General features: G+C 41.5%; 16 protein-coding genes and 1 pseudogene. 6 read left to right on the top strand and 11 right to left on the bottom strand.

Annotated features, from left to right (window positions below):
* The first annotated feature begins 197 nt into the window (after positions 1 to 197).
* Positions 198 to 1,487: a cation:dicarboxylate symporter family transporter gene (locus tag MHI33_RS05645; protein ID WP_044140699.1), complete on the top strand. Its 1,290-nt coding sequence runs from the start codon at positions 198 to 200 to the stop codon at positions 1,485 to 1,487.
* Positions 1,488 to 1,521: 34 nt separating this feature from the next.
* Here the strand turns inward: MHI33_RS05645 and MHI33_RS05640 are convergent.
* From MHI33_RS05640 to MHI33_RS05610, 7 genes and pseudogenes are all read right to left on the bottom strand, one after another.
* A pseudogene (locus MHI33_RS05640) lies at positions 1,522 to 2,571 on the bottom strand (M42 family metallopeptidase).
* A 143-nt stretch (positions 2,572 to 2,714) separates the two neighbouring features.
* A complete protein-coding gene (locus MHI33_RS05635) occupies positions 2,715 to 5,024 on the bottom strand; it encodes a YhgE/Pip domain-containing protein (RefSeq protein ID WP_065098921.1) in 2,310 nt (769 codons plus the stop codon).
* 64 nt (positions 5,025 to 5,088) lie between these two features.
* A complete protein-coding gene (locus MHI33_RS05630) occupies positions 5,089 to 5,667 on the bottom strand; it encodes a TetR/AcrR family transcriptional regulator (RefSeq protein WP_065098922.1) in 579 nt (192 codons plus the stop codon).
* 174 nt (positions 5,668 to 5,841) lie between these two features.
* Complete coding sequence (gene hemY, locus MHI33_RS05625; protein ID WP_065098923.1) at positions 5,842 to 7,254, bottom strand: protoporphyrinogen oxidase; 1,413 nt, start codon at positions 7,252 to 7,254, stop codon at positions 5,842 to 5,844.
* A gap of 22 nt (positions 7,255 to 7,276) precedes the next feature.
* Positions 7,277 to 8,215 (bottom strand): ferrochelatase, encoded by a 939-nt coding sequence (gene hemH, locus MHI33_RS05620; RefSeq protein ID WP_050945387.1) that lies wholly within the window; start codon positions 8,213 to 8,215, stop codon positions 7,277 to 7,279.
* A 32-nt stretch (positions 8,216 to 8,247) separates the two neighbouring features.
* Positions 8,248 to 9,306: a uroporphyrinogen decarboxylase gene (hemE, locus tag MHI33_RS05615; RefSeq protein ID WP_065098924.1), complete on the bottom strand. Its 1,059-nt coding sequence runs from the start codon at positions 9,304 to 9,306 to the stop codon at positions 8,248 to 8,250.
* Positions 9,307 to 9,430: 124 nt separating this feature from the next.
* Positions 9,431 to 11,566, bottom strand: a complete 2,136-nt coding sequence (locus MHI33_RS05610; protein WP_106067167.1) for a transglycosylase domain-containing protein — start codon at positions 11,564 to 11,566, stop codon at positions 9,431 to 9,433.
* Between the two features lie 127 nt (positions 11,567 to 11,693).
* On the opposite strand from MHI33_RS05610, the gene MHI33_RS05605 reads away from it, so the two are divergent.
* Complete coding sequence (locus MHI33_RS05605) at positions 11,694 to 12,179, top strand: antibiotic biosynthesis monooxygenase family protein (protein WP_044140691.1); 486 nt, start codon at positions 11,694 to 11,696, stop codon at positions 12,177 to 12,179.
* Positions 12,180 to 12,440: 261 nt separating this feature from the next.
* Here MHI33_RS05605 and MHI33_RS05600 read toward each other — a convergent pair whose 3' ends face one another.
* Complete coding sequence (locus MHI33_RS05600; RefSeq protein ID WP_223252843.1) at positions 12,441 to 12,593, bottom strand: hypothetical protein; 153 nt, start codon at positions 12,591 to 12,593, stop codon at positions 12,441 to 12,443.
* Between the two features lie 282 nt (positions 12,594 to 12,875).
* On the opposite strand from MHI33_RS05600, the gene MHI33_RS05595 reads away from it, so the two are divergent.
* A complete protein-coding gene (locus MHI33_RS05595; protein WP_340909743.1) occupies positions 12,876 to 14,063 on the top strand; it encodes a M20 family metallopeptidase in 1,188 nt (395 codons plus the stop codon).
* 111 nt (positions 14,064 to 14,174) lie between these two features.
* Positions 14,175 to 15,325 (top strand): IS3 family transposase gene (locus MHI33_RS05590; protein WP_283923762.1). Its coding sequence is split into 2 segments (ribosomal slippage): positions 14,175 to 14,448 and positions 14,448 to 15,325, totalling 1,152 coding nucleotides; the frame shifts between segments, so codons are not numbered across the junction.
* Positions 15,326 to 15,380: 55 nt separating this feature from the next.
* Here MHI33_RS05590 and MHI33_RS05585 read toward each other — a convergent pair.
* From MHI33_RS05585 to MHI33_RS05575, 3 genes are read right to left on the bottom strand one after another with little or no spacing between them, the layout of a single operon-like run.
* Positions 15,381 to 16,088 carry an EcsC family protein gene (locus MHI33_RS05585; protein WP_065098927.1) on the bottom strand — a complete coding sequence of 236 codons (708 nt, stop codon included), beginning with the start codon at positions 16,086 to 16,088 and terminating at the stop codon, positions 15,381 to 15,383.
* A gap of 53 nt (positions 16,089 to 16,141) precedes the next feature.
* The gene (locus MHI33_RS05580; RefSeq protein WP_065098928.1) at positions 16,142 to 17,362 is read right to left on the bottom strand and encodes an ABC transporter permease; all 1,221 of its coding nucleotides are present in this window, start codon (positions 17,360 to 17,362) and stop codon (positions 16,142 to 16,144) included.
* Complete coding sequence (locus MHI33_RS05575; RefSeq protein ID WP_003212171.1) at positions 17,355 to 18,095, bottom strand: ABC transporter ATP-binding protein; 741 nt, start codon at positions 18,093 to 18,095, stop codon at positions 17,355 to 17,357. The genes MHI33_RS05580 and MHI33_RS05575 overlap by 8 nt, the downstream gene beginning before the upstream one ends.
* Positions 18,096 to 18,582: 487 nt before the next feature.
* On the opposite strand from MHI33_RS05575, the gene MHI33_RS05570 reads away from it, so the two are divergent.
* Positions 18,583 to 19,011, top strand: coding sequence for an HIT family protein (locus MHI33_RS05570; RefSeq protein WP_003212458.1), 429 nt, complete (start codon positions 18,583 to 18,585; stop codon positions 19,009 to 19,011).
* 159 nt (positions 19,012 to 19,170) lie between these two features.
* On the top strand, positions 19,171 to 20,250 hold the full coding sequence (gene serC / locus MHI33_RS05565) for a 3-phosphoserine/phosphohydroxythreonine transaminase (protein WP_185107610.1): 1,080 nt from the start codon (positions 19,171 to 19,173) through the stop codon (positions 20,248 to 20,250).
* Positions 20,251 to 20,296: the final 46 nt, after the last annotated feature.

Here is a 20,296-nt window from a genome sequence, read left to right as displayed (position 1 = left end):
TAGTTCTGAAGACACTTTTTATTGACTTGAATCAATAAAGGAGGTTCTAAATGTTCATTTTTTCAAACAATTTTGTATTTTCTTAATATAATTTAATCGTGGACGAACCTCTTTAATTTTAGTTATACTTTATTTCATATATTAAAACTTAATATGATGGGAATATTCCTTTAATGAATATGCTAGGGAGGAAATCTATGAAAAAATTAAAATTTGGATTAGCTACACAAATCCTAATCGGTCTTATTCTCGGTGTCGTTGTTGGGGCAATCTTTTTCGGTAACCCAGGCGTTGAGACTTATTTAAAACCAATTGGAGACTTCTTCTTAAGACTCATTAAGATGATTGTTATACCAATTGTCGTATCTAGCTTAATTTTAGGAGTTGCAGGTGCCGGTGATGGTAAAAAGGTAGGGAAACTTGGTTTTAGAACCATTCTTTATTTTGAAATTATCACAACATTTGCGATTATCCTTGGTCTTGTGCTTGCTAACTTTGTTCAACCTGGTGCAGGCGTTGACTTTGGAAATACGGAAAAACAAGATATTAGCCAGTATGTTGAAACGGAAAAAGAGCAAAGCAGCAAATCAATTGCTGATACGTTCCTTCATATCGTTCCAACGAACTTCTTCCAATCATTGGCGGAAGGTGATTTGCTTGCGATTATTTTCTTCACTGTACTATTTGCTCTTGGCGTTTCTGCCATTGGTGAACGCGGCAAACCAGTGCTCGCCTTCTTTGAAGGTGTATCACACGCCATGTTCCATGTCGTCAACGTCGTGATGAAAGCTGCACCATTTGGTGTCTTCGCACTCATTGGTGTGACTGTATCAAAATTTGGTCTTGAATCGCTTATTTCATTAGGTAAGCTTGTAGGTCTTGTTTATTTTGCGCTCGCTCTCTTCCTTATCGTTGTATTCGGAATTATTGGAAAGATGATTGGCGTCAATATTTTCAGATTTCTTGCTTACATGAAAGACGAAATGCTTCTTGCTTTTAGTACATCCAGCTCTGAAACAGTTTTACCAAGAGTCATGGATAAAATGGAGCGCATTGGATGTCCGAAGGGAATTGTTTCTTTCGTTATCCCAATCGGTTATACGTTTAACCTGGACGGCTCCGTCTTGTATCAAGCGATTGCTGCGCTTTTCCTTGCACAGGTATATGGCATTGACCTCACGATCGTCCAGCAGCTCACACTTGTTCTTGTGCTGATGGTGACATCAAAAGGAATGGCTGCCGTTCCTGGTACGTCCTTTGTTGTATTACTCGCTACATTAGGAACGATTGGTGTACCTGCTGAAGGTCTTGCATTTATTGCAGGTGTGGATCGTATCATGGATATGGCGCGAACAGTTGTTAACTTAACAGGAAATGCACTTGCAGCTGTTGTGATGTCTAAATGGGAAGGGCAATATGACCCTGAAAAAGGACATCGCGTAATGACTGGACAAGATGTACCTGAACCGACACAGCTCTCAAGCTAATGAAAAAGAACCCCATTTATCGGGGTTCTTTTTTTTATGCTGTGATTAAGGATGATTGCACGTAGTGATAAAGAAGATTCGCTGTATGGACAAGGGAATCTTCATGTGTTCGTTCAAAAGCATGCGAGGAATCTATCCCCGGTCCAATCAGTCCATGAATGATATCATGACCTGCTCGAATCGCTGCTGATGCATCAGAGCCGTAATAAGGGTAAATATCTAGACGGTAATCTATGTTGTTCTCTTCTGCCAATGCGGCTAAATGCTTGCGTAATCCATAATGATAAGGACCGCTTGAGTCCTTCACACAAATAGACACGCTATATTCATCTGTTGATTGACCATCGCCGATCGCTCCCATATCAACAGCGAGATATTCCACCGTTTCTTCTGGAATATTGGAGTTTCCACCGTAACCAATCTCTTCATTATTAGAAATTAAGAAGTGCGTCGTATGCGGCAGTGTGATATTTTCCTTTTGAATACGGTGGATGAGTCGCAGCAAAAGCGCTACACTTGCCTTGTCATCAAGGTGTCTTGATTTAATAAAGCCTGATGACGTCACTTCCACTCTAGGATCAAATGAGATAAAGTCCCCTACTTGAATCCCAAGTGCTTTGACATCGTCTGCATTTTTCACCTTTTCATCGAGACGAATCTCCATATTTTCTTGGTTTCATTTTGCTTTTCCAGCATCCGCATAGACATGAACGGACGTTTGATGCATAAGAATAGTACCTGTGTATGTATGACCTGTTGCTGTTTCAATTTCACAATATTCGCCTTCAATTGAGTTATATTGAAAGCCTCCAATGAGTGCAAGACGAAGCCGTCCATTTGATTTAATTTCCTTTACCATCGCACCGAGCGTATCGACATGTGCTGTCAGCATGCGGTGTTCCTCGTCATCAGTTCCTTTAATAGTGGCAATTAAGCCGCCCTTACGATTTCGTTTTGTCTCAATATTTACATCTTGTAAAAAGCGTTCAACAAAGCCGATCACCTTTTCTGTATTCCCTGACGGACTTGGGATCGATACGAGCTTTTGAATCAGCTGAACGGTTTCGTTTACTTCAGTAGTCATTCGGCATTTCCTCCTTTGTGTGAAAGCAATTCCTTCCATGTATGCCTTTTATAGCATCTCTCCTTAAAATATATCGCTTCGGGTTCAAGATGTCTAATTTCAAATCAAAAATCCTTCCTCTATCAAGAGAAAGGATTCATTGATTAAGCTTCGTCTTGTTTCATTTTTCTTACGTTCCAAGCAAAGTATGCAGTTGTTGCCGCCATCATGATGATCGCAACTGTACCGAGAATCGCTGCTTGGTGCCATAAATAGCTGTCATCACCGCTTGCAATGATCGTTCTAAATCCATTGATTGTATACGTCATTGGAAGCAGACTATGAATGATTTGGAAGAACTTCGGCACAAGCTCAAGCGGGAATGTACCAGCACTTGCTGCGAGCTGAAGAACTAAGATAATGACGGCAATGAAGCGTCCTGGGTTCCCCATTGTTGTGGCTAGCAGCTGAATAATCGCTAAGAATGTCAGACTGACGACGATCGCAAAGAGATAGAAGCGCCAGAGGCTTTCCACCTCAAGACCAAGCCCAAAGATGAGCATCGTACTTGCAATGACTGCTTGAAGGATACCGACAAGAAGAAGCACGCTATATTTGCTGACAAACCATTCAAACGCATTTCTAGGGCGTCCAGCAGGGTCTTTCATTGGGAATACAACGGTGAGCATTAGAGCCCCAACAAAGAGTCCCATGGATAAAATATAAGGCGTGAGCCCTGTTCCATAATTATCAATCTTTTTCGCTGTATCGTTTTCTGTTTTAACAGGGCTTGCAATCATATTGTAATTGTCTTGATTTGCATCAATTTCACCTGTTTCATCAGCAGCGCTTTTCAATTTATTGGACAGCTTACCTGTACCGCTTTTTAAATCTCCCAATCCTTTATCAAGCGATTTTGAGCCTTCGGCAAGCTTAGATGTATTGCTTTGGATATTTGTTGAACCACTTTCCAGCTTATTTAACGCTGCGCTAAGCTGACTTGATCCATTTGCAAGCTTATCCGCTCCGCTTTTCGCCGTATCAAGCTTTCCATTTGCTGTTTGCAGGCCATCTTGTAATTGACCTTGACCTGTTTGAAGCTTCAGTGCACCTTGATACAATTTATTCGTACCAGATGTCATTTGATCGATCGCATTTTGTATCGCAACTGTAGACGTGTACAGCTGTTCTGTTTTCTCTGGCAGCTGTTTGACTTGCTGCAGCTGCGCTTTTGCAGATGCAACTGCTTGTTGAACCTCACTTGCATCAGGCAGTTCCTGCAAGGCCGCTAAGCTTTGTTCGAGTCCAGACAGATCAGGCAGTTCGATTTTAGGCAGACTGTTCAGCTGATCCATTGCCGCCTTTTTCTCTTCATCTGTCATGGAGCTGTTTTGGATAATGCTTTTTACTTTAGCATCTCGATTTGATAATGCTTCTTTTAATGAAGCAAGTTTTGTACTGAACGTTTTTGCGTCTTTTTTCACCTGATCAAGTTTAGGCGCCATCTTTTCAAGATTCGCTAACTCTGGTGACGACAAGACTTTTTCTACTGCTGCAATTTTTTCTGAAAAGGATTGGGCTTTGTTGTTTAACTGCTCAATGCCTGCTGTGAATTGCGGCATTTTAGAAGCGAGTTGCTGATGTCCTTCTTTGCTTGTGTTTAATCCTTCGGTTAATGTATCAATTCCTGAACCAAGCTCTCCAAATTTCTGATCAATGGTTTGATAGCCTGTTAAGAGCTGACCAAGCCCACTGTCTAGAGACTGTATGCCTGTGTTCAGTTCACCCATTTTCCCTGCGAACTGATGAACACCTTCGCTATAGGTTAACGTACCTTCAGCCAATTTGGCTAAGTTGTCTTTTAACTTTGTACTGCCATCTTTTGCGCTTTTTGTTCCGTCATCAATTTTCTTCGCACCATCGCTTGCTTGATCTAATCCTTTTGCAATCGTTTTGAAGTTATCAAAGATGACCTCGGCGTAATTTTTTGTGACTTCTTTTGAAACTGAATCTTTTAATTTGATAATGGCATTATTCGCAATTTGTGACGCCGCATAGTTGGCGCCTGGATTCGTATAATATTTCAGATTCGATTTTTTCGGATGTTTATCTAGCACTGTACTTGCATTTTTCGAGAAATTCTTTGGTATTTCCACCACGAGGTAATAGTCCTCGTTATTTAATCCTTTTATAGCCTTTTCATGACTATCGACAAAGTTCCATTTGAAATTATCGTTTTTCTTTAATTCCTTTACTAAATCATCGCCGACTTGAAGGGTTTTCCCGTCATAATGACTGCCCTCATCCAAGTTGACAACCGCTACAGGCAATTGATCAACTGTACCATAAGGGTCCCAGTACGCTTTTAAAAATACACCGCTGTAAATCAGCGGAATAAATAAGACAGCTAAAATCGGGATCAGTAGTTTTTTGCTCGTTACAATGTCCTTCCATTGATTCCGAATTAAATTCATTGCTGTTTTCCTCCCATAGATGAATGACTAAATATAAAATTTGGTCATTTGAACTCAAAAAAAATTATGTTGTTGCAGATAGTCCTTTTAAGACATAAAGCTCCAGCGATTCGGCTACCTCTTCTTTTGTTAAAGGCTCGTATCGCTTTTCCCAATCAAAAATCAGTGCAATATATAGTTTCACCATCACAAATGCAGTCAATTCAGGATCACAAGGCTTAATGTCGCCTTTATCCATCGCTTCTTGTACTTTCATTTTGATATAGCGAATGATCATCTGCTCCATTTTTTCGATCATTTCCTTGACCGCTGACGTGCCAAGCTCTGCATTTTCCTGAAAAATCTTAATTGTGAGCTGGTGGTTTTTTCGAAATTCTAAAATTGCAAAGAGTGCTAAGTGAAGGTTTTCAGAGAAACTATTCTTCTCATCAATTGCCTCATCCGCAATTTTCCTCATCTCTAGTAAAAGGGATGTGAAAATTTCATCAAACAACTCTTCTTTGTTTTTGAAAAATGTATAAATGGTTCCTTTTCCGACGTTGGCAATCTTTGCCACAAGGTCCATTGTGGTCGCTTTATACCCGAATTGAGTAAATGCCTTCGTCGCACCATCTAAAATCATTTGTCTCCTATCAACACTCATGATCTCACTCCCGAAATGACTATTTGAACGTTTTGGTCATTAAGTACAGAAAGTAATATACCATATCCTTTTCCCCAGATGCAACAACTTTGTTCACATTTATGATTCCCCACTCTTTTTGAATGATTCGATCATGAAAAACTCCCTTTCCATGACAGAAAAGGGAGTCGTTTTTTATGAAAATAGGTACGATAAAGCCTCTGAGATGGCAGCTTTTCCTTGATCAATACAATCAGGGATTCCGACACCTTCAAAAGCGGCACCTGTGATATAAACACCAGGATATGATTGCTTAAACGTTTCTCGCATGTTCGAAATAGCTTTCTGATGACCGACGTGATATTGCGGCATACTTGTCTTCCAGCGAGTCACTGTCGTCAATTCTGGATCTGCTTTAATATCCATGATTTTCTTTAAATCTTCCAGCACGATGCTGACGATTTGACTGTCTGACTGCTCGACAATCGATTCGTCACCAGCTTTTCCGACGTACGCACGCAATAGCGTTTTTCCTTTCGGAGCGGTATGCGGCCATTTTTTGTTTGTCCATGTACAGGCCGTAATAGAGAAATCACTGTTTCTTGAGATGACAAAACCAGTGCCGTCATATTCATTATGAACATCCTCTTCTTTAAAACCGAGTGCTACTGTTGCAACAGAAGTAGAGGTCATGTCATGCAAATACTCTAGCCCTGCTTCTTTAGGAAACATGGAATAAATCGATTGATGCGGAGTCGTGACAATGGCTGAATCGGCAAAAAGCGTTTGACCGCTGTCTAATTGCAAGCCATAGCCCCCATCCGTTTTTTCAATCTGTTTTACTTTTGTCCCTTTATACACCGTTGTCAGCTTGAGCTTACTTTCTACTGCTTCCACAAGCGACTGCAATCCTTGATTGATCGTTTGGAACTGCCCTTGTTTTTTCGCAGTCACTTGCTGCGCTTTCGCATGCTGCTGTGATTTTTTCATCCCAAGAATCAAACTGCGATGCTGCTGTTCTGTTTGATAAAATTGCGGGAAGGTAGACATTAAGCTGAGGCGATCAATGTCACCCGCATAAATACCTGATAGAAGAGGCTCGATTAAATTCTCAACGACCTCATCACCCACACGTCTTCTAAAAAATTCACCAAGCGACTGATCTTCGGTCTGCTTGCTTTTTGGCAACACGAAATCCATCGCTGCTCTTGCTTTTCCCGCAACTGAAAAAAGACCAGTTGTAATAAATGGGCTGATTTGAGTTGGAATCCCCATAACAGCACCCTTTGGCATCGGGTGAAGCTTTTCATTGACTAGTACATACGCTTGCCCAGTTTCATTATTGACGAGCTGATCGGTCAGACCGACATCCTTTGCCAGCTGCGGCCCACTGACCTTTCTTTCTAAAAATGAATCAGGTCCACGTTCAATGATGTAGCCGTCTTTATATAATGTTTGTATTTTTCCACCTAGCCTAGGGCTCGCTTCAATAAGTGATATTTGAATCGGAAGACCTTTTTCTTCGACTTCCTTTTCCAAATAGAAGGCGGCGGCTAAACCAGTGATGCCACCGCCAATGATGACAAGGTGTTTTTGATTGTCATGCATAGGATCGCCTTCTTTTATATGATTACTTGCTTTCGTCAAGCTTCTTTAATACGACTGTTGCCAGAGCATCAATAAATGCTGGTTTCGCATTTGGCATTTCTGGACGATAGTAGGCTGCACCAATTTCATCTGTCACGACTTTACATTCATAATCGTTGTCGTATAACACTTCAAGATGATCAGCGACAAAACCAACAGGCACATACACGAATGTTTGATAGCCTTTTTGTTCAAATAAGTCCCGCGTTAAGTCTTGTACGTCTGGTCCAAGCCATGGATCCGGCGTATTGCCTTCACTTTGCCAGCCAATTTCATAGTGTTCAATTCCCGCACCTTCTGCAATCATTTTGGCAGATTGTGCGAGCTGATCAGGATATGGATCTCCTGCTGCAATAATTTTTTCAGGAAGGCTGTGTGCAGACACAATAAGTACCGCGGAATCTCTTTCCTCTTGACTCATTGATGCATACGTATCCTTCACTTGCTTCACCCAATAGTCCACAAACTTTGGCTCATCGTACCAGCTTTCAACAGACGTAATCTGTAGATTGCCGAGCTTGTCTGCCTCATCTTGTGCACGTTTGTTATATGATTTCACACTAAAGGTAGAGAAATGCGGCGCTAAAACGATACTCACAGCTTCTGTCATGCCGTCCTTGTGCATGTCAGCAACTGCATCCTCGATGAAAGGCTCGATATGTTTTAAGCCAATGTACACATGAAATTCAATGTCGTCTTGAATGTCATTCAAGTGCTCACACAAACCATGTGCCTGCTGCTCTGTAATTTTTGATAAAGGAGAAATACCGCCAATTGCCTTGTAGCGATCCTTTAAATCTTGCAGCATTTCCGGCTCAGGCTTTCTGCCTCTACGAATATGTGTATAATAACGCTCAATGTCTTCTTCTTTATATGGGGTGCCATATGCCATGACAAGAAGCCCCATTTTCTTTTTCTCCACAACCAACACTCCTTCAGATCAATTGAAATAGTTTAGATGGATGATTTTTTATGTGAAGCTGAATAGTCGTGAATAAAATCGGTCAGCTTCTTTAACGTATCTGGTGAAACATCTGGAAATACCCCATGACCTAAGTTAAAGATGAAGTGATCTGATTTCATCCCTTGATCTAATATGTCTTTTGCTCTTTCTTCAATGACTTCCCAAGGAGAAAGTAAGATCGTTGGATCAAGATTTCCTTGTAACGTTTTTGTGAGCCCTTCTTTTCGCGCTTCGTCTACACTCATTCGCCAATCAAGTCCAACGACGTCTAGCGGCAGGTCATGCCAATCTTTCACAAGATGGCTTGCACCAACTCCGTACATGATCATTGGTACATTTTCACTCTTCAACTCTGTGAAAATTCGCTGCATGACAGGTTTAATGAATGTCCGGTAATCCGCTGCATTTAAAGCGCCCACCCATGAGTCGAAGATTTGAAATGCACTGACCCCTGCTTTTACCTGCGCGCGTATGTACGTGATCGTCATATCAGCTAATTTGTTCATGAGTAGCATCCATGTCTCAGGCTCACTGTACATTAGCGCTTTTGTTTTATGATAGTTTTTAGACGGGCCGCCTTCAATCATATAGCTAGCCATCGTAAATGGTGCACCAGCAAAACCGATGAGCGGTACATTCAGCTGCTCTTTCGTTAAAAGCTGAATCGTATCGAGCACATATGGCAGGTCTTCTTCAGGATGAAGTTCCCCAAGACGTTCGATATCTGCTTTTGACCGAATCGGTGAATCAATGACAGGTCCAATGCCATTTTTAATTTCAACGTCCACTCCAATAGCTGGAAGCGGGGTCATAATATCTTTATATAAAATCGCGGCATCTACACCATATTGTTCTACAGGAAGTCGTGTTACATAAGCACATAGCTCTGGCTGATGCGTAATTTCAAATAGCCCGTACTTTTCTTTAAGGGCACGATATTCAGGCTGTGAGCGTCCTGCCTGCCTCATATACCAAACTGGTACATGGTCTGTTTTTTCCCCTTTGCACGCCTTTAAGAAAGTGTCGTTAAAAGCCTTCGTTTTTCCCATTACCTTTCATTCCACCTTTCGCCTTACACTCTCTTTGTATAAGGCTCAAACACTGCTTTTACTATACCGCTTTTTCAAGGCACGGTATACTAAACCGGCTCATTGTTCAAAAAATCGCCGAATATTAACGTCCAAAAGCCTCTGGCTTGACATATGGACTGCCTTCTCCTTCTTCTTGCGTTTGGGTATTATATGGAACCACCTTATACTCCGCATCTGAAAACACATTGGCATACGGCATTGTGTAGCTATTTGTGCCTGTCACTGAGTCAATCAGCGTTTCGCTTCCATTTCTCTTTTCATAGATGCGGTATTCAACGCGTTTATCCTCCTGCTTGTCCCAAGACAGCTCTAATGTAAACAATCCTTTGATTTTAAACACATAGCGGGCTTCAAATCCAGAAAGTCCTTCTAAATGAATTGGCGCTTGAAGTTCTTTAATCCCCTCTGGTTTTTTAAACGTTTCATTCGTTATTTGGGCTGCCGTTAAAATATCCTTAAACAGCTGCACTGGGTATTGACTTCCGCCAGTTAAATAGTGACTGTTATCGGTTTTGTCATACCCCATCCAGATCGCACCCGTTGTACTTGGCGTATAGCCGGCAAACCAAGCATCTTTTGTTGCACCCTTCACACCTGAATATGTGGTCGTGCCTGTTTTACCTGCTAAATCTCCAGCATACGAACCGCTCTGGGCTGTTCCGCCTTTGACGACTTGCTGCAGCATTCTTGTCATATTCCAAGCATTCTGCACGCTGAACACTCGTTCTGGCTTACTGCGATTTTTCTCTACCGTTTCTCCTTCATCATTGGTGATTTTCTGAATGAAGAAAGGCTTTTTATATACGCCTTCGTTGGCAAATGTGTGGAAAGCTCCCGCGATTTGAAGTGGAGAAACCCCTTTTTCTAAACCGCCAAGGGCTATCGCAAGTCCTTGATCCGAAATATCGATTCCCATTTTCTCGAGATATGTTTTCGAAGTATCAATACCAAGCTGGCTTAATGTCCACACCGCTGCTGTATTCTTACTTTTCATGAGGGCCTCCACCATCGTGACCTTGCCTTCATACTGTCCATCGTAATTCTTTGGTGAATAACCCTCATAGCTTTTTTCTTCGTCTTCAAGCAGGGAATAAGGTCGGAATTTTTTCTCCTGCAGCGCAGGTCCATATACCGCGATCGGCTTGAAAACAGATCCAGGCTGTCTAACAGCAGTCACCCTGTTATAGCCCCTCGCTTGATATTCTCGTCCTCCGATTGCTGCTTTTACTCCGCCAGACTCATTATCAATAAAGATGGCACTGCTTTCAGGAGAACCGCTTTTTCCCGGGAAATAACGGTTGTTTTTCATCGCATCGTAGGTGACCTTTTGCAGATTCATATCGATCGGAACTGTAATGGTATAACCACCTTGAAGCAATTGCTCATGTGAAATGGCATACTCTGATTCAGCTTCCTTAATGATGAGATCGACATAGCTATCGACCCAAGGCGTTTCCGATTTCTTTTTCAAATGAATGCCTAGTGTTCTCCCTTTTGCTTCTACTGTTTCTGTTGATGATAAATATCCTTGCTCATTCATTAAGTTAAGAATCGTGTCCCGCCTTTGTTTATTTTTATCAGGGTGTAAAACAGGCGAGTAAGTAGACGGCGCCTTTGGCATCGCAGCGAGTGTAGCCCCTTCGCTGACCGTTAAATCTTTCACATCTTTACTAAAGTAATAATTGGCTGCTGCTTGGATACCGTAGACGCCATGACCGAAGTAAAGCTGATTCAAATACATTTCGAGCAGCTTATCCTTTGAATAATCTCTTTCTAAATTAATTGCAATGATGACTTCTTTTGTTTTTCGCAGAAAGGTTTTGTCATTTGTGAGAAAAATATTTTTTGCGAGCTGCTGAGTAATTGTACTGCCGCCCTCTACCTTTCCACCTGCTAATATATCTCGATAAACCGCCCTTGAAATTGACTGCGCATCAATTCCATGATGCTCATAAAACCGCTTGTCCTCAACAGCCACAAAGGCTTTTGCTACTTTATCAGGTACATCCTTTATTGACACAGGGTCCCGATTTTCTGAATACATACTTGTGAGTTCTTTTCCATTCTGATCAATGATTTGGGATGAAGCGTGAAATACAAGCTTCTTTTCATCTATGACATAATGTCCTAAAAATAAAATGGTCAGATAGCCAATAAATGAAAGCACGATTGTACTTCCTGCAATGACTAATGGAATGATTATCTTCTTTTTCTTCAAATTAGGTCACCTCATTCCTTTATACGGATAGTATGGGATGTATGGCTTCATAATATGTTTTATGGATTGACTACCAAAGAATTATATATCATTCTTTTGTTATACTATCAAGCAGGAGGCGGTTTAGATGAATGTCTATATGACTTATGGAACAGCAGATTTCTTGCATAAAATCGCAAAAAAACACGATCAGGAGAATCTGCTTTATATGGTCGGAAAAGAACAAGCAGCTCTTTTCCATGAGACGGAGGGTGAGACTGTTTTTAAAGCCCCTCATGCCTATGATGTGATTTATGCGAAAGGCGAGCTAGTCCATTCTGGCTTCGTCACCTTGAATCATATCCCTGTGAAGCTTGAAAGTAGAGCACTGTTTGAATCTACTTTTCAGAAGAAGACGAACATCTCAGAACATCAGCGGGGCTTCAAGGCTCTTCGAGTGTTAAGACCGAAAAAAGATGAAGAAGTGTATTTGATTATGACACTCTGGGAATCAGAGGACTTATTTGAAGACTTTCAAGAATCAGAAGCTTTCTTTCAGCCAAACGATGATACTGGCTCCATCTTCTCTCGTCCTGCTTATCTCACATCCTATCATGCCGTTACAGACAATTAAGGAAGTGCTGCTTTCAGCACTTCTTTTTTCATGAAAAAAAGCCCAATCGCTGGGCTTTTCAGATTGTTGACAAAGGGCTAAAATGATCTTTATTTTAGCCCTTTGTCTTCTTTTCAGCGTGATAGAAAACCTTTGCAGTCTAGGAAGGACGAGCACCGGAGTGGAGCGAATTGATTATTCGTGAGCACCGGAGCGCAGACCTGACACCGAATGCGAGGGTTTGTCTACACGCTGAAAAGCCCAATCGCTGGGCTCTTCATTTTATCGTCGTGATGTCAGCTCGTACCGATGAATGATCGGCTGAATTACATATAAATTCAATAGGATCCATCCTAATAAGATCGGCCACTTCAACATAGGTGAAGCCCCTTTCAATTGAATGAGCATCACCAATAGCGGAATCAAACAGATCATGAAAAAACTCATTTTTGATACAATGGTTTCTTTGATTTGATGCCGACAGCTTGGACACATCATCATTTTCGTATGTGATAAATGAAACTTTTCAACGTAAGAAAACGTTTTCGAACAATTTGGACAGCTTCCCAATACAATTCCTCCCTTTCCCCGCTTCATAGCAACTTCGACTTTTATGTAAAATGACCTTTTGATGCGCAAACGACATCCTCTTCTGTTGAAAGATTCTAACAATTACCATACAATCAGTAAAAGAGCATGAAGGAGGTTTTCAAATCAATGACAATATCCACTTTACAAAAAAGCATCAATGAACATCTTGATGAACATTATGAGGAAATGGTTGAAATTAGACGCACTCTACACATGAATCCTGAACTTTCTTTCCAGGAAGTAGAAACAGCCGCTTTCATCGCCAGCTACTATGACAGATTACATATACCAACACGTACACAGGTGGGCGGCCATGGTGTACTCGCCTTTATCGAAGGAGCTTCTTCGGGGCCGACGATTGCCCTCAGGGCTGATTTCGATGCACTTCCTATCCATGATGAAAAGGAAGTGCCTTACAAATCGACAAAGCCCGGTGTGATGCATGCCTGCGGACACGATGGGCACACAGCGACACTACTTGTCTTAGCGAAAATTTTGAATGAGCACCGTGATCAATTAAAAGGGAAAATCGTCCTCATTCATCAGCACGCAGAAGAATATGCGCCAGGCGGTGCAAAACCAATGATCGAAGACGGCTGCTTAGACGGTGTCGATGTCATATTCGGGACGCACCTTTGGTCTCCAGAGCCTTGTGGCACGGTTCTTTATAAAAGCGGGAACTTTATGGCAGCTGCCGACCGCTTCTCTATCCGAGTTCAGGGAAAAGGCGGACACGGTGCCCAACCTCACTTAACGAAAGATGCTGTACTCATCGGTTCACAAATCGTCGCAAACTTGCAGCAAGTCGTTGCCCGTAAAGTCAATCCAGTTGATTCTGCTGTTGTATCTGTTGGGGGTTTTGTGGCAGAGAATGCTTTTAACGTCATTGCAGATTCTGCAGTTTTAACTGGTACTGCACGATCCTTTGAAGAGAGTGCACGACACACCATCGAACGAGAAATTGAACAGGTCGTAAAAGGGGTGTGCGACATGCATGATGCAAGCTACACATATGAATATGTGAGAGGATACCCTGCTGTCAAAAATCATCCAAAGCCAACTGAATTTATTGCTGACATCGCAAAACAAACAGATGGTGTCACAGAAGTAATAGAAGCCGAAACCCAAATGGGCGGAGAAGATTTTGCTTACTACCTTCAGCATGTCCCTGGAACCTTCTTTTACACAGGCGCCATGCCGGAAAACAGCGAAGACACGTATCCTCATCACCACCCGAAGTTTGATATCAACGAAAAAGCAATGCCTATCGCAGCAAAGGTACTCGCCCGTGCTGTCCTTTCCTACGATGAATAAAAAAAGCCGCTGGCAAGGGACTGACCCCATAAGATGAGACAAATAAAAAACACCTTCAAGTTTGAAAATGGATCGTTGTGATCCGAAATAAAACATGGAGGTGTTTTTTCTATGGGGACAAGAGTGAGTTATCCGGTTGAAGTCAAACAGAAGGCTGTAGAAATGAGATTGGCAGGCGTACCTATGAAAGAGATCATGCAGAAATTGAATATCAAGAATAAGACGCAGGTTCAGACATGGGTGAGGTGGCATAAGGCTGGGGATACACACCGGTTCGAACAGCCTGTTGGAAAACAATATACCTATGGAAAGGGTCCCGAGTACTCTTCCGAATTAGAGAGACTGCAGGCAGAAAATCGCTATTTGAGTCAACAGAATGAAGTTTTAAAAAAGTACAACGAATTGGAAAGGAAGTTGATAAGGAAACGTCAATCAAACTGGTAGAAGAATTGTGCAAAACGATGACGGTACAGGACATCTGTGTCCATTTAGGCATCTTACGTACTTCGTATTATAGATGGAAAAAGGATCTGACTCAGAATCATTCTAAAAGACAACTAGAGAAACAGGTCGGCACGTTGTGCCGAAAGCACAAATATCGATATGGTTATCGAAAAATCACAGCCATACTAAAAAGGGGAATGCGTATTAACCATAAAACTGTTCAACGTATCATGCAGAAAAACCAGTGGCAATGCCGGGTTAAAATGAAAAAGCGTAAGAAGAATGGGCAGCCCTATGCCGTGGCCGGTAATATACTGGATCGGAACTTTCAGTCTGATCGCCCTCTTGAAAAACTAGTAACGGACATCACGTATTTGCCTTATGGACAGAAACAATTGTACCTTTCCAGTATATTGGATTTATATAATGGAGAAGTGATTGCTTTTACGATTGGTGATAAGCAGGACACAGACTTTATCTTAAACACACTTAATCAGCTCCCAGCACTGCCTGAGAATTGCGTGTTACATAGCGATCAAGGTTCTGTGTATACATCTTACGAGTATCAGAAAGCTGTTCATATAAAAGGCATTACCATGAGCATGTCCCGTAAAGGGACGCCCGCTGATAATGCCTCCATCGAATCGTTTCATTCCTCACTAAAGTCTGAAACGTTCTATCTTAACAGGATTGACCGCACTACGACCAGCATCGTAGAACGCACTGTCAAAGAATACATTTATTATTATAACAACATTCGTATTCAAACGAAACTAAACAACCAATCACCGATAAACTATCGGCAATTGGCTGTATAAAGGTGTTTTGATCCCTGTCTCAAAAACGGGGGTCAGTCCCCAAACAGCGGCTTTTCTATTTCATTTCTTTCAACACCCGTAAGTGAAACACATGACGAGCGACATCTCCGAGCTGTCCTGTCAGGTGATGATTTGCCACACCGCCAACAGCGGCTCCGACAATCGGCATTAATTGAAACAGCTTCACTAGGTCAATGTAATCTCGATACTCCTGCTGAAAGCTGTACCAATCCATTTTCTCACGGCTCGTTTCCCAATCATCAATGATGCTCATCATTTTTTGACGATGTGTACTGCCGGAAAAGGCGAGTTGAAATATACAGAGCAAAAAGAGTCTTTCCTCTTTTTGAGACAAATCAAAGCCATAAATACATGCCAGTTCATAAAGACATTTCATCTTGATGCTAAGCAACAGCGGAAAGTCTGCCATACCGAGCAAAATACCACCTGCACCTGTTCCAATTCCTTCGATCGCAGCTGCCTTTTGATAGTACTTCACTTTCTCCTTTGCCAGTTCATTTCGCTCAATGATGGATAATTGCTCATCAATGACTGAAAATGAAGTGAAGTGAGATCCTGATACGGTGGATTCAACCATTGTTTTGACCGCACTTGTGATGACTTGATGAAACCTGGCAGGGATTCGGCGGTTCACCTGCTGCTGAACTCCTTTTGAAAACCGTTCAACCTTTGAAGGTCTTCTTAAAAATCGTGTTTGAAAAAGAATGGCTTCTTCATATAACTCCCGTTCAGCTGCATTCATCCGGTCCCCTCCTTGATGTCATCATACGCTCGCTGTCAGAAACATATCTCTGCTTATCGCATCTTTTTTAATCGACTGAGTACGTAAGGCTTGAAGAGGACAAGCACAAATGCCAGTGAAATCAGAAGGGCAAGTCCACTTCCCTGCCATCCTCCTGCCGGTAGTACTGAACAGCTTAGCAATATCGATTGGATGATGAGCACGTTACGGACGAGAACAAAAAAGCTCCGATCCTTTTCTTGCTGAGCAACAGGATAAAGTGCCTGTAATGAAAGATGGGCAAAGTGCTTCGTTAACGGCACAAGCTGGACACCTGTGATGAACACGGTGAACAAGACAAGCAGCGCGCCCACCCAGCCTGCTGCACCTGTATACAAAATAATCAGCACAAACACGGCAGTTAGCCTAAACACGAGACCAAAATAGTCATTTGATCGTAAAAATGCCCTCACATACATGTAAGAAAAAGTTTTACGCTGGTCATACGGAACAAACTGCAAAAGCCAGTCCATATAGGCTCTTCTTTTCACCTGTTTCTTTAAATGAGGCACATCTGTAAATAAATTGGCCAAACGATAAAAACGCTGTTTTCGTTTTAATTCGTCAGAAATATGCAATTCCCATTGAAAAGTCTGCTTTTTGACTGCATTCGTTAAGTAAACGAGATAGACACCATAGATGAGATAAAAAACAATTGCGATTGCATATGATGCCTGTAAAACGGTATAGATTAAAATCATATTCAATAGAAAACGAAGGACTGCATCAAGCCATCTCATCTGTTTTCCTTGAAAATACGTCATTCTCCATTGAATCGCTGTATTCAGACCCTTGATCAAAATCATTTGCGCCAATATAAGCACATACATCTTGATGCCGCCTGAAGACACCGCCGAATAAAGCGGGAGTGCGACAATGGATACGGCAATGAGAGGAAACAGCTGAGAAATGAAGCTAAAGTTAAAAGCTTGTTTTAAATAAGGCTCCATCTTCCCTTCCAAAGGAAGCAAAAACACAAGATCTGCTTCTTTGATCAACGTCCGCACGTAAGAGCTTGTCAGCACCAATGAGAAAACAACTGCCATGACCCAGTAGGATGGAAAATGACCTGGAATTTGTTTGAGCCAGTTACTATACCAGCTCGCTCCGCCTGCAAGGAAAAAAATGAGCACAATGACAAGATGATCATTGAACATGTATTTTAAATATTTTCTTGTATCTTGTATGTGTTCCTCTAATCGGGATTTCCAAATGCTTTGCGTCGTTTTACTCATAGCTTTCTTCCTTTGTTAATTCCAAATAAAGATCATCGAGTGTCGCATCTCTCATATTGAACTGTTCTCTCAGCTCTGTCAGTGTTCCTTTCGCTCTAATTTCCCCTTCGTGCAAAATAATAAAGGAATCACAATAGCGTTCTGCTGTCGCCAAGATATGCGTTGACATCAGGACACTAGCGCCGTTTTTCTTTGCAGCATTCATCCGTTCAAGCAGTGCATTAATCGCAAGAGGATCGAGCCCTAAGAACGGTTCATCGATGATATACAGTTCTGGTTCAACAAGAAACGCACACATAATCATGACCTTCTGCTTCATTCCTTTTGAAAAATGAGCAGGGAACCACTTCAAACGTTTCTCCATTCGAAATTCTTTCAGCAATGACGGCAGCCGTTCATCTAATTGTTCTTTTGATAGTCCATAAGCCATCGCTGTCAGCTCTAAATGCTCTTTTAAAGTTAATTCTTCATATAATACAGGTGTTTCTGGAATAAATGTAAATTGCGAGCGATACGCCTCTTGATCATCTTGAAGGGTTCGTCCATTCAACTCAATGACACCTTTATGCGGTTTCATGAGTCCGATGATATGGCGAATGGTTGTGCTTTTCCCCGCCCCGTTTAAACCGATGAGACCGACGATTTGATTTCTTTCTAATTCAAATGAGATATTTTTTAGAACGGGATTCTTCGTATATCCACCCGTTACATCTTTTACAGTGAGAAGGGACATGAATTCGTTCCTTTCTTTCGTTTTTCCTTTATAGTAACAAAAACGAAAGGTAATTTGAAATGTTTACCTATAAACAAGTCATGAATAAAAAATAGGCATCTTGGTCATCATATTGTTTGTAGAAGAAATGAACTTGATGACCAATAAGTAAATGAGGTGTTTGTTAAAGGCAAAGAACCGCATGACAAGTTGGTTTTTCATCTAAAAACCTTAGCTTCTGTTTTGCTTCACTGATTCTTGATTTTTGTGTCCTATACAATATGTATACGACAAACCAAAACGTCAAATGAGGTGTTTACGGCAGAAATAGCAGGCATATGAATTCTTTATTTCAGTAAATAGAGAATTCAAAAGGCATATCGAATGAAAGCATCAGCATTTCTTCTGCAGGAGCAGGATGAGCGACCAAAGGAGTTCGCTTGTCCTGTTTTCTTTTTTGCTCATTTTTGTGATACGATGAAGGAAAATGATTGAGGAGTGACATGACGTGAGCGATTGTATTTTTTGCAAGATCATTGATGGAGACATTCCATGTGCAAAAGTATATGAAGACGAGCATGTATTGGCTTTTCTAGATATTAGCCAAGTAACAAAAGGGCATACCCTTGTAATCCCGAAAATACATAAAGAAAATATCTACGAAATGACACCAGAAGTGTCTAATCACTACTTCCAAGCGATTCCGAAAATTGCAAGAGCCATCAAACAGGAATTTGAACCCATTGGATTAAACCTTTTAAACAACAACGGCGAAAAAGCCGGACAATCTGTGTTCCATTACCACATGCATATCATTCCGCGTTACGGCAAAGGCGATGGCTTTGGTGCCGTATGGAAATCACATCAAGATCAATACACGTCAGAGGATTTAAAAGAGATTTCTTCTGCCATTCATACGCGGCTTACCTCATCTTAATAGATGAGGTTTTTCTCATTTCCACCCCTTTTTATCCCCTTCATTTCTTAATAGTAAGATATTTAGAACGATTCAAATTTTTTGTCCAATTGCTTCAAATTTGTGATAGGATGGTTTTATCTTTTGATCCATTAACGCGAGAAATAGGGAGAGATTGTGATGAAGCGAACGACGAATTTTAATGCTGGTCCGGCGGCACTGCCGCTAGAAGTGCTTGAAAAGGCACAGGAAGAACTTGTTGATTTTAAACAAACTGGAATGTCTGTGATGGAGCTGTCTCATCGCAGCGGTGAATATGAAGAAGTCCACAATAAAGCAAAAGCACTGTTGGTGGAACTGATGAACATTCCTGAAGATTACGAAGTCCTCTTTTTACAGGGCGGAGCTAGCCTTCAATTTGCGATGATTCCTATGAACTTCTTACATGAAGACGAAACGGCTCATTTCATTCAAACAGGCGCTTGGTCAGAAAAAGCATTATCAGAAGCAAAAGGGTTTGGTGAAACATCTGTGTTTGCTTCAAGTGAAGACGACAACTACTCGTATATTCCAGAAGTAGATGCCTCCGGTTTAACAGATGGCGCTTACTTACACATCACATCAAACAATACGATCTTCGGCACTCAGTGGAAAACGTTCCCTGGTACATCATTACCACTCATTGCGGATATGTCTAGTGATATTCTCAGCAAAAAAATCGATGTTTCTCAATTTGATCTCATTTATGCTGGGGCACAAAAAAACTTAGGGCCTTCTGGTATCACGATTGTGATCGCGCGCAAACGTTTATTAGAAAAAGAGAAAAGCAGCACACCGAAAATATTAAAATATTCAACACACGCAAAAGCTGGCTCTCTTTATCACACACCACCGACTTTTGCGATTTATATGCTGTCGCTTGTCCTTGAGCATGTCAAACAGGCTGGCGGCGTAGAAGCAGCGGAAAAACGCAATGAACAAAAAGCAGGCATTCTCTATGACAAAATTGATCAAAGCGGCGGTTTTTACAAAGGACACGCACGCACTGACAGCCGGTCGCATATGAATGTCACATTTACCCTTCGTGATGATGCGCTCACTGCTTCCTTTGTAGAGAAAGCAAAGCAGGAACAAATGGTTGGACTTGCCGGCCACCGTTCTGTCGGTGGATGCAGAGCATCTATTTACAATGCGGTATCGATTGAAGACTGCCAAAAGCTTGCGGACTTTATGAAAAAGTTCCAGCAAGAAAATGAGTGAAAAAGCTTTTCTATAGAGAAATAAATTTGGTATAATAACGAGAAAT

Source organism: Bacillus sp. FSL K6-2971 (genome assembly GCF_038006405.1).
Classification (GTDB): domain Bacteria; phylum Bacillota; class Bacilli; order Bacillales; family Bacillaceae; genus Bacillus; species Bacillus pumilus.
This window is presented reverse-complemented; position numbering and strand designations above follow the sequence as displayed.

Bases quoted from the DNA above. Each gene is read 5' to 3' on its own strand.
- MHI33_RS05635 (WP_065098921.1), bottom strand. From the start codon at position 5,024: ATGAATTTAATTCGGAATCAATGGAAGGACATTGTAACGAGCAAAAAA.
- hemY (WP_065098923.1), bottom strand. From the start codon at position 7,254: ATGCATGACAATCAAAAACACCTTGTCATCATTGGCGGTGGCATCACT.
- serC (WP_185107610.1), top strand. From the start codon at position 19,171: ATGAAGCGAACGACGAATTTTAATGCTGGTCCGGCGGCACTGCCGCTA.
- MHI33_RS05645 (WP_044140699.1), top strand. From the start codon at position 198: ATGAAAAAATTAAAATTTGGATTAGCTACACAAATCCTAATCGGTCTT.
- hemE (WP_065098924.1), bottom strand. From the start codon at position 9,306: ATGGGAAAAACGAAGGCTTTTAACGACACTTTCTTAAAGGCGTGCAAA.
- MHI33_RS05575 (WP_003212171.1), bottom strand. From the start codon at position 18,095: ATGTCCCTTCTCACTGTAAAAGATGTAACGGGTGGATATACGAAGAAT.
- MHI33_RS05585 (WP_065098927.1), bottom strand. From the start codon at position 16,088: ATGAATGCAGCTGAACGGGAGTTATATGAAGAAGCCATTCTTTTTCAA.
- MHI33_RS05580 (WP_065098928.1), bottom strand. From the start codon at position 17,362: ATGAGTAAAACGACGCAAAGCATTTGGAAATCCCGATTAGAGGAACAC.
- MHI33_RS05595 (WP_340909743.1), top strand. From the start codon at position 12,876: ATGACAATATCCACTTTACAAAAAAGCATCAATGAACATCTTGATGAA.
- MHI33_RS05605 (WP_044140691.1), top strand. From the start codon at position 11,694: ATGAATGTCTATATGACTTATGGAACAGCAGATTTCTTGCATAAAATC.
- MHI33_RS05630 (WP_065098922.1), bottom strand. From the start codon at position 5,667: ATGAGTGTTGATAGGAGACAAATGATTTTAGATGGTGCGACGAAGGCA.
- MHI33_RS05600 (WP_223252843.1), bottom strand. From the start codon at position 12,593: ATGATCTGTTTGATTCCGCTATTGGTGATGCTCATTCAATTGAAAGGG.